This window comes from Mangrovibacterium sp. (assembly GCF_041596335.1).
Taxonomy (GTDB): Bacteria; Bacteroidota; Bacteroidia; order Bacteroidales; family Prolixibacteraceae; genus Mangrovibacterium.
In genome coordinates this window covers 17,766-35,374 of the sequence record NZ_JBFHIT010000049.1, presented here as the reverse complement: position 1 = coordinate 35,374, position 17,609 = coordinate 17,766, and the positions used below count along the sequence as shown (strand labels likewise).

The 17,609-nt window shown below is 43.0% G+C and carries 14 protein-coding genes; 10 read left to right on the top strand and 4 right to left on the bottom strand.

Going from position 1 to position 17,609, the window contains the following annotated elements; genetic code table 11:
• Nucleotides 1-223: 223 nt before the first annotated feature.
• From ABZD21_RS15300 to ABZD21_RS15265, 8 genes are all read left to right on the top strand, one after another.
• Nucleotides 224-802 (top strand): phosphoribosylglycinamide formyltransferase, encoded by a 579-nt coding sequence (locus tag ABZD21_RS15300; protein WP_372775947.1) that lies wholly within the window; start codon nucleotides 224-226, stop codon nucleotides 800-802.
• Nucleotides 803-863: 61 nt separating this feature from the next.
• Complete coding sequence (locus ABZD21_RS15295; protein ID WP_372775946.1) at nucleotides 864-1,394, top strand: hypothetical protein; 531 nt, start codon at nucleotides 864-866, stop codon at nucleotides 1,392-1,394.
• Between the two features lie 174 nt (nucleotides 1,395-1,568).
• A complete protein-coding gene (locus ABZD21_RS15290) occupies nucleotides 1,569-2,588 on the top strand; it encodes an adenosine deaminase (protein WP_372775945.1) in 1,020 nt (339 codons plus the stop codon).
• 142 nt (nucleotides 2,589-2,730) lie between these two features.
• Entirely contained in the window at nucleotides 2,731-3,963 is a 1,233-nt protein-coding gene (locus ABZD21_RS15285; RefSeq protein ID WP_372775944.1) for a hypothetical protein, read from the top strand.
• A 75-nt stretch (nucleotides 3,964-4,038) separates the two neighbouring features.
• On the top strand, nucleotides 4,039-6,006 hold the full coding sequence (locus ABZD21_RS15280; protein ID WP_372775943.1) for an SDR family NAD(P)-dependent oxidoreductase: 1,968 nt from the start codon (nucleotides 4,039-4,041) through the stop codon (nucleotides 6,004-6,006).
• A gap of 107 nt (nucleotides 6,007-6,113) precedes the next feature.
• Nucleotides 6,114-7,385, top strand: a complete 1,272-nt coding sequence (locus tag ABZD21_RS15275; protein ID WP_372775942.1) for a zinc-binding dehydrogenase — start codon at nucleotides 6,114-6,116, stop codon at nucleotides 7,383-7,385.
• Nucleotides 7,386-7,457: 72 nt separating this feature from the next.
• Nucleotides 7,458-8,123, top strand: coding sequence for a transaldolase family protein (locus ABZD21_RS15270; protein WP_372775941.1), 666 nt, complete (start codon nucleotides 7,458-7,460; stop codon nucleotides 8,121-8,123).
• A 319-nt stretch (nucleotides 8,124-8,442) separates the two neighbouring features.
• The gene (locus tag ABZD21_RS15265) at nucleotides 8,443-10,968 is read left to right on the top strand and encodes a trypsin-like peptidase domain-containing protein (protein ID WP_372775940.1); all 2,526 of its coding nucleotides are present in this window, start codon (nucleotides 8,443-8,445) and stop codon (nucleotides 10,966-10,968) included.
• On the opposite strand, the gene ABZD21_RS15260 is transcribed toward ABZD21_RS15265, so the two are convergent.
• The 3 genes from ABZD21_RS15260 to ABZD21_RS15250 all read right to left on the bottom strand — a co-directional run bounded on the left by ABZD21_RS15260 (nucleotide 10,937) and on the right by ABZD21_RS15250 (nucleotide 14,370).
• Complete coding sequence (locus ABZD21_RS15260) at nucleotides 10,937-12,949, bottom strand: ATP-binding protein (RefSeq protein ID WP_372775939.1); 2,013 nt, start codon at nucleotides 12,947-12,949, stop codon at nucleotides 10,937-10,939. The two genes, ABZD21_RS15265 and ABZD21_RS15260, sit on opposite strands and share 32 nt — an antisense overlap.
• A gap of 131 nt (nucleotides 12,950-13,080) precedes the next feature.
• Entirely contained in the window at nucleotides 13,081-13,623 is a 543-nt protein-coding gene (locus ABZD21_RS15255; RefSeq protein ID WP_372775937.1) for an isochorismatase family protein, read from the bottom strand.
• 135 nt (nucleotides 13,624-13,758) lie between these two features.
• A complete protein-coding gene (locus ABZD21_RS15250; RefSeq protein ID WP_372775936.1) occupies nucleotides 13,759-14,370 on the bottom strand; it encodes an SIS domain-containing protein in 612 nt (203 codons plus the stop codon).
• A gap of 275 nt (nucleotides 14,371-14,645) precedes the next feature.
• On the opposite strand from ABZD21_RS15250, the gene sucC reads away from it, so the two are divergent.
• Both sucC and sucD read left to right on the top strand, forming a co-directional pair.
• On the top strand, nucleotides 14,646-15,779 hold the full coding sequence (sucC, locus tag ABZD21_RS15245) for an ADP-forming succinate--CoA ligase subunit beta (protein ID WP_372775935.1): 1,134 nt from the start codon (nucleotides 14,646-14,648) through the stop codon (nucleotides 15,777-15,779).
• 35 nt (nucleotides 15,780-15,814) lie between these two features.
• Nucleotides 15,815-16,696, top strand: a complete 882-nt coding sequence (gene sucD / locus ABZD21_RS15240) for a succinate--CoA ligase subunit alpha (protein ID WP_372775934.1) — start codon at nucleotides 15,815-15,817, stop codon at nucleotides 16,694-16,696.
• A 204-nt stretch (nucleotides 16,697-16,900) separates the two neighbouring features.
• Here sucD and ABZD21_RS15235 read toward each other — a convergent pair whose 3' ends face one another.
• Complete coding sequence (locus ABZD21_RS15235) at nucleotides 16,901-17,452, bottom strand: YkgJ family cysteine cluster protein (protein WP_372775932.1); 552 nt, start codon at nucleotides 17,450-17,452, stop codon at nucleotides 16,901-16,903.
• Nucleotides 17,453-17,609 lie beyond the last annotated feature (157 nt).

The following is a 17,609-nucleotide window of genomic DNA, read 5'->3' as shown; positions in this document are numbered from 1 at the left end:
ATAATTGCTTTTACTTTAGATGCAATGTCAGACATAGTTCTAATTTTAAGTTAATATTCAATTTTGTTTTTAAAAAATCGGTGCAAAGTAATAAATTTACCCAAAATATTTCAAAGAAAAATTGAAATAAATAGTTGATTTGGCCGGCATTGTTCTGATTGGGTAACCTATAATTGAACAATGTGGTCTAAAGTTCAAAAATTAAGTTTTAACCTGTTTTTTTATGAAAAGAATTGCCATTTTTGCTTCAGGATCAGGCACTAATGCACAGAATATTATTGAATATTTTAAGAATAGCAGAGACGTGACTGTTGATTCTCTATGGTCGAATAATGAGGATGCCTACGCTTTGATTCGTGCTGAACGCTTGGGAGTTGAGACATTTACTTTCGGTCGGGATGAGCTATATCAAAGTGTTGATATCCTGGAGAGCTTGAGTGACCGAAAAGTGGATATGATCGTTTTAGCCGGTTTTTTATGGTTGTTACCTAATTATTTAACCGAGGAGTTTGTGACAATTAATATACATCCAGCTCTTCTTCCTAAGTATGGAGGAAAGGGAATGTATGGAAAATATGTGCACGAAGCGGTTATTAGTAATAAAGACAAGGAGAGTGGAATCACGATCCATTACGTCAACAGCAGATACGATTCAGGAAGTATTATTTTTCAGGCGAAATGTGATGTTTTATCCGGAGATAGTCCGGAGTCGCTGGCAGAACGCATTCATAAATTGGAATACGAACACTATCCTCGCATAATCGAGGATGTTCTGTTGAGGGAAGAGCCGGAGGTTGAATAATTGAAAGGTAAATTCCCTCCTATTAATATAGTATGCGTTTTAAACTTATAATTGAAGTATTATGGAAGATCTGGCAGTTGGCACAAGGGTAAAGCACCCGGTTTATGGTGAAGGAATTGTGAGTCGGTCGCACCTGACTATTTATGAGATTTTTTTCGAGCGGGGTGGCAAGATGGAGCTGACAAAGTACAATGCGGATATCGAAATTATCAGTTCCCCGGAAGAAAAACCGAGAACCGGATTAACGTTGTCGGAGGTGGAAAACGCATTGACCTATGTTTTGGATAAGTATCAGGGATTAAACTACGCGGTTAAAATGGCCGACAAATGGAGCGGGGGCATCCTGGAAATGAAGCCAGCAAATCCGGATCTTCAATCCAAAGAAGTTCCAATGGAAACTTTCTTTCATAAAATCGTCATGTTGCGTGACCGCCTAAGGGTATTAGAGCAAAACATTAACAGCCATCCCAAACTCAGTGACGATGATAAAGTGCAACTGCAGCAATATATCACTCGTGCATACGGAAGCCTAACGACATTCAATGTCTTATTTGCAGACAAAGAAGATCAGTTCAGGGGGCAATCGAAATGATTTCGAGCCCGAAAAATGACTTGTGACAGCAGAAAACAGATGAAAAAAGCCAGTGCTACTGTTCGCGCAGACAATAAATAATCGCACTGGTTTCCGGGATTGTGTAAAATTCCTGACTTTTGTCGTCTTTATAAACGCGAAAGAATAGTGAACTTTGCCGAAAATATTTGAATCATGGCGGAAACAAACATAGCCGAATTTATTCAAGGTTTACCCAAAGCCGAACTACATGTACATATAGAAGGAACACTTGAGCCGGAGCTACTTTTTGAGTTGGCAGAAAGGAATCGAATTAGTTTGAAATACCCAACTGTTGAAGCCCTCAGGAAGGCCTACTCCTTCTCTAAATTGCAGGATTTTCTGGATATCTATTACGAGGGAGCCAATGTCCTTCAAACTGAGCAGGATTTTTATGATCTGACTTGGGCATACCTGAATAGGGCAAAGGCTCAGGGGGTCGTTCATACCGAGGTTTTTTTCGACCCTCAAACGCATACAGCAAGAGGAATTGAATTTGCGACTGTGATTACCGGAATCAGTCGGGCGTTGCAGGACGGGCAGGAGAAACTAGGGGTTACAAGTCGATTAATCATGTGTTTTCTTCGGCATCTGGTAGAGCTTTCGGCTTTTAAAACGCTCGAAGACGCGTTACCTTTCAAACATCTCATCGTTGGCGTAGGACTTGACTCTTCTGAGCGTGGAAACCCACCTTCTAAATTTGAATCTGTTTTTGCACAGGCTCGCCGGCTTGGTTTCAAGGTTGTAGCGCATGCCGGCGAAGAAGGAACAGAAGACTACATTCGCGAAGCGATTGACCTATTGAAGGTCGACCGTATTGATCACGGAAACGCATCGGTACAATGCGACTATTTGCTGGAGGAACTAAAAGATCGGAGAATCCCGTTGACCGTTTGTCCGCTTTCTAACAAAGCTCTGAAAGTTGTTGGAAACATGGAAGAACATCCCTTAAAACGGATGTTGCATAAAGGATTGATTGTCACTGTAAACTCTGACGATCCGGCCTATTTTGGCGGCTATGTGAATGAAAATTATCAGGCCGTAGCAGATGCTCTGTTGTTGAATAAAAAGGAACTGGCACAACTTGCTATGAATTCAATTGTCGGGAGTTTTTTATCGGATACCGACAAGCAAAAGTACGTGCTGGCGATTGATGAATATTGCAAAACGTTTTAAGCAAGTTGGCATAAAATATTTGAAAGGGATCTCCAAATGGAGACCCCTTTTTTGTTCGATCCGCATACAGGACACCAAAGGATAGCTTTCTGTGTTTGATTTTCTTACTTTGGAATACAAACCAAATTGAAGATCAAAACTTATGACGAATTCTGTATTTTCGAAGTACCCCAAGCCAGAGCAAATGCTGGCCTCTGTGGGTGACTATAATTCGGAAATCCTGCAGGTAAACGGGCATTTCCATACTCCCTATTCGTTCAGCGCTTTTAACAACATCAGTCAGCCATTCGATATGGCAAAACAGGAAAATGTGAAGGTGCTGGGGATTAACGATTTCTACACCACCGATGGCTTCGAGCAATTCAATGCGTTAGCCAAAAGCTCAGGTGTTTTCCCTTTGTTTAATATTGAGTTTATGAGCTTGCAAAAAGATTTGCAGGCAGCCGGCATTCGGGTGAACGACCCGAATAATCCGGGACGAACTTACTTTAGCGGTAAAGGACTGCGATTTCCAGTTCATTTGAATGTGGCGATGGTTGATCGTTTGTTCCAGATTCAGGAAGAAAGCAATCGCCAAACTGCCCAAATGATTGGTAAGCTGAATGAATTATTGGCTGAAATTGGTGCCGGATTTTCATTCACTTTTGAAGGGGTAAAGGAGCGATATGCCAAAAACTTGGTTCGCGAACGGCATATTGCCAAAGCCTTACGTGAGGCGATCGTTGATGCTTATCCGGTAGAAGCCGATCAAAAAACTTGTTTCACCAAAGTATTTTCAGGCAAAGAACCCAAATCGGCTATGAACGATTTTGCCGCCCTGGAAAACGAGATTCGTGGCAACTTGCTTAAATCAGGTGGACGCGCTTTTGTTCCCGAGGACGACAAAGCGTTTCTGAGTCTGGAGCAAGTGATCGAACTGATTATTCACGCAGGAGGAATTCCTTGCTATCCGGTTTTGCTGGACAATCCGAAAGGCGAGTTCACTGATTTTGAAGGCGACTACGAGAAACTATATCAAAGTTTAGTGGCGAAAAACGTTTACATGCTCGAGTTGATTCCCGGGCGGAACAAACCGGAGATCATGGAAGAGTTTGTACATTTCTTTAATGATCGTGGTTTTGTCATCACTTTCGGAACTGAGCATAATACCCCTCAACTTGATCCGATTGAAATTTTTGGCGGCGATGGCAAGGAATTGAGTCCGGCGATGAAAAAAATTGGATACCAGGGTGCCTGTGTCATTGCGGCACACCAGTACCTGAAATCCAAAGGCAAAGTTGGTTACTTGCAAAAGTCGGGGAAAGCGAAGGTGGATAAGCGTGATGAGTTTATTGCTCTTGGAAATGCCGTCATCAAACATTTTTTAGCCCAATAACAAATCAATAAATAAACCGGATTCCGGTGTGAACTTTTGGAATTTGGAAATTCAAACGTGGATTTTAATATAATTATGAAACAAGGAATAAAAGATTTAATCGAGATTTCGCAGTATTACGGCGGGCAGAAGGATTATGTGTTGGCCGGTGGTGGAAACACATCCTATAAGAATGGCGATCATCTTTGGATCAAAGCAAGCGGATTTAGCCTGGCAACCATCGGCGAGGGCGGATTTGCAAAACTTGACCGCGCACAACTGAATGAAATTAACGTAAAGACCTACTCGACTGATGTGTTGCAGCGTGAGGAGGAGATTAAAAATGACCTGATGAAGAGTCGGGTCGAACCGGCGAAAGGACAGCGTCCTTCGGTGGAAACATCGCTGCACAATCTGATCGATTTTGCCTTTGTTGTGCATACGCACTCGACTAAAGTGAACGGCCTGATGTGCAGCAATCAGGCAGCTGAGAGAACCGCCGAATTGTTTGGCGGCGAGGTGCTGTACATCCCTTACGATGATCCGGGATATATTCTGTTCAAGGTGGTTGAAAAAGCTGTTTTGACATACCGGGCAGACAAGGGGAAAGAGCCGGCTGTGATTTTTTTGCAAAACCATGGCGTATTTGTGGGTGCAAACACAATTGATGAAGTTAAAGCGATTTACACCGATATTGAAGCAAAACTGGATGCTGCCTACGGATCTGAGGAAGTTGTGGAAGAGCTTCCGGTTGCCGCAGAGGCCGCTCAAATTGTACCGGCCATCCGCATGATGGTTTCAGCAGAAGGATTGAAATCAGTCCGGCTGGCGAATAACAGTTTACTCAACTTTTACATCGATTCTGAAAATTACCAGGCCGTTGCCAATCCATTCACACCCGACGGTATTGTTTACGCCAACTCGGCCTTTATTTATGCTCAGTTTAGCGGTGATGTTGAAGGCTTCTTAAACGACATTCAAGCTAAAATCGCAAACTACGAAAGCGAAAAAGGAAAATTGCCAAAAGTGATTTTCGTTGGCGGACTGGGTGTTCTGTTTATTGCCGATCATGCGCAGGGAGCAGATATTCTCTACGATGTGGTGACTGACGTATGCCGCATTGCAAAACTGGCCGAAAAGTTTGGCGGCGAACACCCGATGACAGCGAGTCAAATTCAGTTTATCGAAAACTGGGAAGTGGAGCAATATCGTTCTAAAATTTCGCTGGGAGCTACTGCCGGCCGTGTTGATCGCAAAATAATTATTGTAACCGGCGGAGCTCAGGGTTTCGGTGCAGGTATTGTGGTGGAACTCATGAAACATGGAGCGAATGTCGTAATTGCTGACCTGAATGCTGAAAAGGGAAGGGAGTTTGCGGACGAACTGAATGTCGCAAATCGCAAAAACAAGGCGTTGTTTGTGAAAGCTGATGTGTCGAATGCTGAATCGGTGGAACAATTGGTATATCAAACCGTTGTGAATTTTGGTGGACTGGACACATTTATCAGTAATGCCGGTATTCTGCGTGCTGGTGGATTAGACGAAATGACTCCAGAGACCTTTGAATTGATGACCAAAGTGAATTATTCGGCTTACTTTCTGTGCTCGAAATATGCTTCGGCTGTTATGAAATTGCAGAACAAATATAAACACGATCACTTCACCGATATCATTCAAATCAATTCGAAGTCGGGTTTAAAGGGGAGCAATAAAAACTTTGCCTATGCCGGTGGGAAATTTGGTGGGATCGGGCTCACCCAATCGTTTGCACTGGAGCTGATGCCTTCCCGCATCAAAGTGAATTCGATTTGTCCGGGAAACTTTTTCGACGGTCCGTTGTGGGCCGATCCCGAGAAAGGCTTATTTGTTCAATACCTGAACGCGGGAAAAGTGCCCGGCGCAAAAACGATTGACGATGTGAAAGCTTTTTACGAAGCACAGGTTCCGGCAGGTCGGGGGTGTACGCCGATCGATGTAATGCGTGCCATTTTTTATGTCATCGAACAGGAATATGAAACAGGACAAGCCGTTCCGGTAACCGGCGGTCAAAATATGTTGAATTAATAGCGTCAGAATAAGTCATCCCGGACTTTTTTCGGGATCTCAAAAGAAAAACAGATCCTGAAATAAATTCAGGATGACCTAAAATGAATTTAAGCAAAAAGGATAAAATGAAAACAAAAGGTATTCGATTATACGGCAAGAAAGACTTGCGACTGGAAGAATTTGAACTTCCTAAAATTGGGGCTGATGAGATTTTGGCCAAAGTGATTTCCGACAGTATTTGTATGTCGTCATACAAGGCAGCTACACAGGGAAGCGATCACAAACGCATTCCGAATGATGTTGCAGAAAAACCGATTTTGATTGGTCATGAGTTTGCAGGCGAGTTAGTTGAAATTGGTGCTAATTGGCAGCACAAGTTTAAAGCCGGGCAAAAATTCTCCATTCAACCGGCAATATACTACGAGGAAGGTCCGGTTGGGGTGTTAAGCGCTCCGGGTTACTCTTACCAATACATTGGCGGAAATGCCACTTATGTGATTATTCCGAAAGATGTGCTGGTGCAAGATTGTTTGCTGGCATACGATGGTCCGGGTTATTATCCAGCATCGCTGGCCGAACCGCTTAGTTGTGTTATTGGTGCCATGCATGCGAACTACCACACCAAGCCTGGCTCGTATGTTCATCAGATGGAAATTGTCGACGGAGGGAAAATGGCTATTCTGGCGGGCGTAGGACCGATGGGACTGGCAGCGATCAATTATGTGATTATGCGCGAAGATCGAAAACCATCGCTGATGGTTGTAACTGACATCGATCAGGCGCGATTGGATCGGGCGGCTTCAATCTATTCCCCCGAATGGGCCAAAACGAAAGGAATTGAATTGATTTATCTCAATACCAGTGGCGATAATCCGGTTGGGAAATTACGCGATTTAACCGGAGACGAAGGATACAATGATGTTTTTGTGTTTGCACCGGTTCCTCCGGTTATTGAGCAGGGTGATGCCATCCTGTCAAATGATGGTTGCCTGAACTTCTTCGCAGGCCCGGGGAATACAGACTTTACCGCGAAAATGAATTTTTACAATGTGCATTACGCTTCGACCCATATCGTAGGTACATCGGGCGGAAATAATGATGACATGGTTGAGTCACTCGAGATGTTTGGCAAGGGACTGGATCCGGCCGGGTTGGTTACGCATATTGGCGGACTAAACGCGGTGATTGATACAACATTACATTTGCCGGAAATACCGGGCGGTAAAAAATTGATTTATACGCATAAAGATATTCCGTTAACGGCCATTTCTGAATTTAAAGAAAAAGGTAAATCTGACCCCCTGTTTGCCGGACTACACGATATTTGTGAGCGAAATAACGAACTTTGGTCGGTCGAGGCTGAAGAGTTTTTGCTGGCAAACGCGAAGGATATCTAATAGGAAGTTCGATAAAGTTGTGAGCCGCTCTTTGGTTGTTGGCATATGTAACGACAAATAAATTTTGATGATATGATTTACATGGCAGACACCGCGGACCTCGCGGCTTTGAAAGAGCTCTATGATTTTTTCCCTTTGGAGGGAGTAACAACGAATCCAACAATTCTGAAACAGTCTGGCGAAAAGTTATCCGTGGCGATTGACGGAATCCTAAAAATTATCGGTCACGGGATGATTCATGTCCAGGTAATGAGCGAGACCGCTGAGGATATTGTTCATGAGGCCAAAACGTATAAGAATTATTTCGACGTAGGCGATAACTATTATGCGAAAATTCCGGTCACTCCGCAGGGATACAAGGCGATGGCAATCCTGAAAGATTCAGGTATTAATATCACCGCAACGGCTATTTTCACCCAGCAACAAGCATTGGTAGCGGCAAAAGCAGGTGCCGACTTTGTTGCTCCCTATGTCAGTCGGTTAGATAATATTTCCTCCCATGGGATTGAAGTTGTTCGCGATATTGTGAAAAATATGGTCGACTTTAAATTGCCATGCAAGGTTTTGGCAGCTAGTTTCAAAACCGTGGATCAAATTCATCGGGTAAGTATGAATGGTTCACACTCAGCAACTGTAGGGCCTGAACTTTTAATGCAGTTGATCAAGCATCCGATGACGGACATAAGCGTTAAAACGTTTCTGGAAGACGGAAAAGATCTGTACGATATTTCTTTCTAAAGATTGAACGATATCATAACAATGACAAAAAGAGCTTTCGGGCTCTTTTTTTTGCTTCTTTCAAATCGGAATCAACTAACTTTATAAATTAGCAGAAAGTTGAATACTCCTTCAAACCTGTTAGCCGTTGAGTTGTTCTGAATTGGTAATCTATGATTTCTGTTGAACACGAAACTGCAACATGGTTTCATATCTATATTTGGAACTAATATTGACTTGCTTGAAGGCCATAAACTCATTAAAGATTGACAGCCGAATTATGCTATTTCGAATCCAACAAATTGCTCTTGCTAAGTTTCCGATAATTTTGTTCGGATGTATGCTTTTGATTTCCACGACAATTCGCGGTGTTGCTCAAATTGCAGACAACAGTTTGCCGGCTTCTTTTCAACTAAATCTTAAAGCAGCGGTCTTGATTCCCGAATCTGAATTGAAGGCTGTAAATGCCGACGAACAAATTGCACGAGACAGGGCTGAAGGAGTTGAAAATCGCTACGGTGTTCTGGATTCGTTGACTGTTGATATTCGAACAGCCGGAGTTTATTCCGAATTTGGGGAATACAAAATCTGGCGATATGCGCTGAAATGCTCCGATGCACAATCCTTGGGGATTTGGTTCAAAACCTTCGATATTCCGGAAGGAGCGTCTCTATATGTCTATTCTGTCGATAAGGTTACCGTTCGCGGCGGATTTACGGTCAATAACATGAAAGAAGATGGTCAGTTAACTTTAGCCGATTTTAAAGGAAGTAGCCTGATTGTTGAGTACAACGAGCCGATGTCGGCTGTTTTTGAAGGTGGTGTTGTTATTGGAGGAGTCGTGAAAGCCTATCAGGATTTAGCTGCTGTCGCTGCTGAACGAATCCAGATAAATTGCCCGGAAGGAGACGACTGGCAAAATGAAAAAAAAGCCGTTGCCATGTTTACATTTCGGGATGGAGACTTCAGTTACTATTGTACGGGTGGGTTGGTGAATAATGTCAGGGAAGATGCAATCGCTTATTTCCTAACTGCCAATCATTGTGTAAGTCAGGAGTCGGAAGCGCAGAGTAGTGTATTTTACTTTAATTTCGAGAATTCAACTTGTGAATCTTCCGACGGGAGCATGACTCAGTCTGTTTCCGGAGCAACATTCGTTGCCGGGAATAGTTATTCCGACTTTTCGTTACTTAAGTTATCTGAATATCCACCAAGGGATTTTGAGCCCTATTTTGCGGGGTGGGATGCCAGTGGAGATATCGCTCAGAATGGAACTTGTATTCATCACCCGCAAGGGAGCACAAAGTGTATTGCTCTGGATTACAGTTCGCCCGAGAGTGTTCGCTATTCTGTTTCGTGGAGCGATGGGTCTGTTTCCCAGGCTTTTACTCACTGGGAGGCGAGCTATGACGATGGGACTGACGAAGGTGGATCTTCCGGTGGGCCGTTATTCGACCAGGACAAACGAATTATCGGACAGTTGCATGGAGGGGACGATAATTCATCGTTGTTCGGAAAATTTTCGCTGTCGTGGAATTATCGATCCGAGACCACCAGACAGCTAAAACATTGGCTCGATCCGGATAACACCGGCATTTTAGTTTTGGACGGATTAGATGGATATACCAAACCGGTTGCTGAATTTACTCCTGACGTTTCAATCGTTTGCTTAAGTGAATCGATTCAATTAAATGACGAGTCGAAGTATGACCCTGATCGTTGGTATTGGGAAATTACACCTAATACATTCAGTTTTATTAATGGTACAACGTCGTCTTCCCAGAACCCACAGGTGCAGTTTTCTCAGGAAGGAACCTATACCGTTAGCCTTTTGGTTGAAAATGAGAACGGTGATGACCTGAGTCTGCAACAGGATTTGATATCCGTTTACACCGAGCTTCCCGTTCAGTTTTTGGGAGTTTCCGATGAAATGACCCTTTGTGGCTGGGAACTAGATGAGTTTGCTCTGGTAGCAGAAGGAGCTCCCGAGTTTGAATTTGATTTGACTGTGTCAGAGAATTTCACCTTTTCTCAATCCGGAGATTCCATTATTTTATCGTTGACTGCCGATGCGAAGACCAACGGATCTTTTGATACCTACGTGAAGGTAACTGGTTCGCATGGCGTTTGCAGTGCCTCCGATAGCGTGTTGTTGCATGTTGTTATTCCGGATAACGACAATGTTGCGCAGGCATTTCCTTTAAAACTGGGTAATAACGGCACTTTCAGCAATGAGTGTGCAACTGTCGAGCAAAACGAGCCTGCCCCCGATACCGAAGGTTGTTCGGTAGAGAATAACTGGTGTCCGCCCGAAAGTGATGAAGTGCTTGATAATTCAATCTGGTTTTATTTTGAAGGCCCGTCGAGCGGACGTATTTCAATCCGCGCCGAGGGGATCAATGCCCAGATCGCAGTTTACCGGGCAGCAAATTCTGATTATTTGTTAACCGGAAGCGATGCTTCGTATTCGTTGATTGCTGCCGCTGACGAGGGACTGAAAAGTGCAAATGAAGCAAGTATCGTTGATTTGAAAGTGACTCCGGGAGCGAACTATTGGTTGCAGCTTGATGGCAACGATGCGGATTCTGGTGATATCAAGCTGGAGTTACTTACTAATTCAATTGAAGTGTACCCCAATCCATCGTCGGGAACCTACCATTTAACCATCGCCAGCGAGGAAGCCGGAGATGCTGAGTTGTCGGTTTTCTCGCATACAGGGCAACTCATTTATTCGGGTCTCGAGTCATTTAGTCCGGACAACAATACAATCGATTTTAATTTAAGCGGCAACCCAGCGGGAATCTATTATTTCCGCGCGATCATTAATGGTGAAATTATGTCGAAGAAATTAATTTTGCTGCGTTAGTGATCGCTTTAGCGTTCATTTCTGTTGGCAGATAGATGGATACGGTTGTGCCTCCGCTTTTTACCGTGTCAATCTCAATTCGGCCTCCTTGTTTATCAATGAACTCTTTGCATAGACTTAGTCCAAGTCCGCTGCCGCTTTCGTTGTTGGTTCCAACGGTCGACTCGCTCAGTTTCAGTTTGAATATCGATTCTAGTTGATCTTCAGACATGCCTACTCCGGAGTCTTGTACAGATATTTTATCGTATAATTTGTCACCGGTTTCCACTTTTGAGGTACTCATTTTCACAACACCATTGTTGGGCGTAAATTTTATGGCATTCGAAAGCAGGTTGCGCAAAATGGTAAGAGTTACATATTGGTCGCAGAAAACAATCTGATCTTCCGGTATTTCATTAATAATTTGAATGTGTTTGAGATCAGCATGAACTTTTTGCGAATCAATCGCATCGTCACACAAATGAAACAGCTCAATTTTTGTCTTCGAAATAACAATTGAATCCCGTTGCGCATGAGACCAATTGAGCAAATTGTCTAGCAAGTCGTATAGATTGGCGCTGGCCAGATGAATGGACGAAAGCATGCGTTTGGTTTTTTCCGGATCACCTTTCCCGAATTCGCTCAGCATTATGCTGGTTAACATCTTAAAACTGCCCACCGGGCCGCGCAAATCGTGCGCTAAAATCGATAGGAATTTGTCCTTAACGCCATTCAGGCTCTTAAAACGTTGTTCCGACTCGCGTAAATTCGATTCAATATTTTTTTGCTCCGTAATTTCGTAGGCGTTTAGAATAACCCTGTCGGTTGATTTATAGGAGATTCTGGCCGAAAACCACCGTTCTGTACCCTGTATTTCCAACGGGTATTCAACGATTACCAATTCTTGTGTTTCGAGGCACTGCTGGAACGCAATCATTAGTTTTTCGGCCAATTCGGGCTCAAAAACATCCTGTACTGTTTTGCCGATTAGTTCGGTTTCGTTTCTAAAAAGTAAAGCTTTATTTGTCGGCGGAATCTTAATGTACTCTCCCTGGTCGCTGTACTCCACAATCAAAGTGTGCATCGAATTTAGAATGGCTTTCAGTTCTTTTTCATTGGCATTCACTTTAAGCTGAGCTTTAAGAAGAAGCCAGAAAAGCAGGCTGATTAACAATGAACTGAGTAGAAGCGCGAAATAAAGAGTTTTGTCCTGATCCAAAAGATTTGCCCACCCATTTAGCGGGGTTGCAGCCAAAACCCAGTTTCCATCCGGGAGGTTAATTTTAATTTTAACCGGGTTGTTGGCAAATATTGATTCGGAACCCCAAAATGTGGAGCCGTTTTCTCCTGTTCCGTCAGTGCCTTTTAGAGCGAACTGAAATCTATTGTCAGCAGTGGTTAGGCCTGCCTCTTCGAATAGCTGATTTTTGTCGATGACAATATCTGTCATCCCCCAAAAATGATTTTCCCCCGGTGTCTCTTTTTTAAAAATGGGCGTATAGCTGATAAATCCAATGCCTCCTTCTACCAATATCAACGGACCTGCAACGAATGTTTTTCCGGTTTTTATTGTTTTTTCAACAATCTCCCTACGCTCAGGATGTTCCATTAGGTTCAACCCAATGGCGGCTTCATGACCTTCAAGCGGATAAATAGCATTTATAATTCCATCCTTTGATAAGGACATGGTCGAGATTATCGAGTCGCTACGTTGCAGTTGCCTGGCAAGCTCATAAAACTCATCGTTACTAATTTCAGGGTGAATAGAAACAAAGGCGGCAACTCCTTTGGTGTAGTATATTCGGGAAGAAAGTGCTTTTTCAAGTTTCGATTTTTTGCCGATTAAAACTTCTAATAAATCACCTCTTACGTCTTTTTCCCATATCCCTCGCTTGTAGGAACTGTAATAAAAAGAAATGCTCATCAGGAACGCAAAAAATACGAGCGCATAAATTGCAGGTTTGAAGTCTTTATATTGGAGTTTCTTTTGTTTCGATTTCATCTGTTTGTGCCACGGATTTAGTGATTCAATAAATATAAAAAAATAAGTTGATTTGAATAGTTTAACTATTTCAAATCAACTTATAATATGGTTCGCACAAATCCAGATCGACTTGTGATGATCGGGAACAACTATTTTACCAACTTGGAGATGGCTTTGAACTCGGCGGCTGAGGCCGAACGGGTCAATTCGAATAGAATGGATTCGTATGAAGTCATCATAATGCCCTCGAAACGAAAACGTTCAGCAGCCAAATCAACATTGTCGTATGAACGTGATGAAACACAATCCAGGACAACGATCGGATTCAAGCCAGCTTCTTTCAAATCAATTGCTGTTTGTAAAACACAAACATGACTTTCGATGCCACAAATTATCACATTCTTTGCATTGGTCTTTTCCAGTTCCGATGCAAAAAGCGTTTCGTCACAACAACTAAAGTCTTTCTTTTCAATCGCTTTAAAATCTTTGATGATGCTTCGGATCGGCTCAACGGTTTCTCCTAGTCCTTTACTGTATTGTTGTGTCACCAGAAGAGGCAAGCCTAATTCCTGAAGACCATTGATCAGAATCTGACAATTGTGTAACAAGGTTTCCTGATCTTCCATTGCCGGAAGCAGACGTTCCTGAATATCGATAACTAACCCAACAGTATTTTCTCTTGTGATACGCATGATGTTTGTTTTGTTTCGGGCAAAAATACCCTATTATTTCAGTATTTAGGGTGCCTTAGGTTGAAAAACGGTAGCCGACTTGCAGGTTTTAAATTTGCTTAACATGCTGCAGCCACCATTCATTGGCGTTTATTACTATTCCTGTTGGCGTGCCTGGCGCCGTGATTTGTCGCCTAAATATCCGCCATGATGACGTTTCGCGTAATCGGCGTTTGAAAAGCCAATTTTCTTCATCATCAAAACAACCAGAATGTCACCAATGACAGTCATCGTCGTTGTGGAAGTGCTCGGAGTGAGCCCAAGAGTGCAAACCTCAGCCGGATTTCCGGTGAAGAGTGTCGCGTCAGCCGTTTTGCACAGCTCTCCTTCTGGATTGCCTGTGATCACGATGATTGGCAGATTCGGATAAAGATTGTCGGCCAGATCAACTAGTTCGAGGATTTCGCGCGTTTTTCCCGAGTTTGAAATCAATAAAAGGACGTCGTTGGGTTGAATGACTCCCAGGTCGCCATGCTGAGCATCGCTTGGATGTAAAAATACCGCGGGAGTACCGGTCGAACTGAATGTTGTTGCAATATTTAATGCTATTTGCCCGGCTTTTCCCATGCCGCTGGCAACTAATTTCCCATTTTTCTGGTGAACCTGTGTTTCAATTAACCGGATCGCTTTCTCATATTGATCACTTACCGGAATATTCTGAATCGCGTCAGCTTCGTGCTTAATTAGTCTGATAATTTCGTTGATCATGGTTTTGTTTGAATTGAAATTGCTACAAAGCTAATTCAAATTTTAGCTAAAACAAGTCTCCAAAATCAGTTGATTTTATCTGCTTCCGAACCCGAAAATACAGACGTAACCCGAAATCAGAGAATTCAAAAAAAATGTCCAAACAATTCGCATAATTGACTGTTCTTATGTTTTAAAATAGAGCAATAACGATCTTTTTGTTCTTATTTTTTCAGATGTATATTGATAAATTTAGCAAACTTAGATACTAACCGATTAATTAATTATTTAAAACTATGAAGATACATGAATACCAAGCCAGAGACATCTTCAAAAAATATGGCATTCCTGTTCCGAATCACGTTCTTTGCCATTCGGTTGAGGAAGTAAAACAAGCGATGGCAAATATTGATCACCTGGTGGTCGTTAAAGCGCAGGTGTTAGTTGGCGGAAGAGGTAAGGCCGGTGGCGTAAAACTGGCAAAAACAAAAGCCGATGCCGTAAAGGCAGCGGAACAAATCCTCGGAATGGATATCAAAGGCTGTACCGTTGAGAAAATAATTATTGCCGATGCCGCCGATATTGAAAAGGAATACTACGTTGGCCTAATTAGTGATCGGAATTCCAAATCGGTAACACTAATGGTGAGTGCCGAGGGTGGAGTTGAAATTGAAGAAGTAGCAAAAACAAATCCGGAGTTGATCTATAAGTTCAACATCGATTCTCAAACCGGATTGTTGGATTTTCAGGCTCGTAACATTGCCATGAAATTATTTAAGGATGTTAAACAGGCTCGTCAGGCCGCCGATATCTTTCAAAAGTTGTATCAAATCTATTTAGATACTGATTCAACCTTGGCCGAAATAAATCCGTTGGTTTTAACCCCGGATAAAAAAGTTCTGGCGATTGACGGTAAAATGAATTTTGACGACAATGCCCTGTTCCGTCAGCCCGAATTGCTGGCCATTCGTGAAGCAGATGAGGATGAACTAAAGGAAATTGACGCCAAGGAAAAAGGCCTTTCGTACATTAAACTGGATGGAAACATCGGTTGTATGGTGAATGGAGCCGGATTGGCGATGGCAACGATGGATATGATTAAGCTGTATGGTGGAAACCCGGCAAATTTTCTGGATATTGGTGGTAGCTCAAACCCACAAAAAGTGGTCGATGCCATGAATATTCTCCTCTCCGATAAAAACGTTGAAGCAGTGATGATTAATATTTTCGGCGGAATTACCCGTTGTGACGATGTAGCTCGTGGTTTAATTACCGCGCTGGATGTCATAAAAACGAAAATCCCCATTGTTGTGCGTTTGTCCGGAACCAATGCCGAAGAAGGCTTAGCGCTTTTGAAACAAACGGGTTTGCCAACAGTAGGTACCATGAGCGAGGCAGCGAAGAAAGCCATCGAGTTGAGCAAGAGCTAGTCAATCAATCATCAAACTTTAAAAAGGAAATTCAAATGAGTATACTCGTTAATAAAAATACAAGACTGTTGGTTCAGGGAATCACCGGACGCGATGGTCAATTTCACGCCGGGCGGATGAAAGAGTATGGGACACAAGTTGTTGCAGGGACTTCGCCAGGTAAGGGCGGTACTATTATCGATGGTATTCCTGTTTTCGACACCGTAGAGGAGGCTGTTCAGGCAACTGGAGCAAATGCTTCAATTATTTTTGTTCCCGCGCCATTTGCGGCCGATGCAGTCTTGGAGGCTTCCTATGCAGGAGTCGATCTGGTGATTGCTATTTCTGAAGGAGTTCCTATTTTGGACATGATCCGCATTACCCCAATTCTAAAGAAAAACGGAACAAAATTAATTGGACCGAACTGTCCGGGCTTAATCACGCCCGACGAGGCTTTGCTGGGTATTTTACCGGGAATGATCTTCAAAAAGGGAAACATTGGGTTGATGTCCAGAAGTGGAACGTTGACCTATGAGGTTGTAAATATGTTGACCCAAAAAAATATGGGGCAGAGCACAGTAGTTGGTATTGGTGGCGACCCGGTTGCTGGTTTATACTATATCGAGCTATTGGAAATGTATGAAAAGGATCCGGAAACAGAGGCCATTGTGTTGATTGGTGAGATTGGTGGCGATGCTGAAGAGCAAGCTGCTGAATACATCTCGAAGCATGTCACGAAACCGGTGGTGGCCTTTATCGCGGGGCAGACTGCTCCTCCTGGAAAACGAATGGGACATGCCGGAGCCATCATCTCAAGTGGTTCAGGAACAGCCGAAGAAAAAATTAAATCGTTTGCAAAAGCAGGCGTTCCCGTAGCGAAAGAACCTTCCGAAATTCCCGGATTGTTGAAGGAAAAAATGGCGAAAAGCTCCGTGTAATCATTCTTTACCGGGTTACGATATTAAAAAATCCTGCTTTTTGGAGCAGGATTTTTTGCGTTTAGCCTTCTCGTGTTGAAAGGATAAATTATAAGGATTCGTTCAATTTGCAACAGCAGTCAGCTAATCGGTTGTCACTTGCAATGGAATGCGACAATTCTGAAATTGAATTCCGTGCCCTTCAATTGAAAATGCTCACTTAAATCAGGCGAGTTTTCGGCTTCTTCGATACATGTAGTAGGTAAGCACCAGCTCAAGTGCACGTTTGATGGCGTCGTTTATTTGCATTTGCTCATTCGCCAGATTGAAATCAATGGCAGCCAACTTGGTGTAGTATTCACTCATTATTGGCGCTTTTTTCATCTGAGCCGGCTTAATTTCTGAGAACGTAGTCGATTCTTTGATCGTTTTGCATGTAACCAAGCGGCTTTGCCCTTGCTTGTCGCGGTTGGCAGCATAGCCAAACAGTCTGCAAATAAGGCCTCGATCGGGGTACTGACTGCAGCCCCCGGCATGGTCTCCTATGGCTGAAAATAGGATGCACAATTCGTTTTTCGGTAAAATCTCCAAACGATCGTAAAAAGCATCGGCCTGACCATTTTTAACCAGATGATAAGCCAAAGGCAGAAACTCGAGTGGACTTGCACTGATATCTTTCTTCAGACAACATAAGTGACATTTTGACGCGCAAGCTATACCTGATGTCTTGCTAAACTTTTCGGTGTGCAAAGCAGCTTCTTTTAGAACTTTTTGCACGCGTTGAACTTTCCGGTACATCGAAATAAATACAACAATAGATTTAGACTGTGAAAATAGTAACCGTGACCGATCGATTAGATCAACCTGAATTTCGGGTCAAATCTAGCAATTATCTTACATCGGGGAGGATGTCGCCTGATAATTTTTTTCCGAT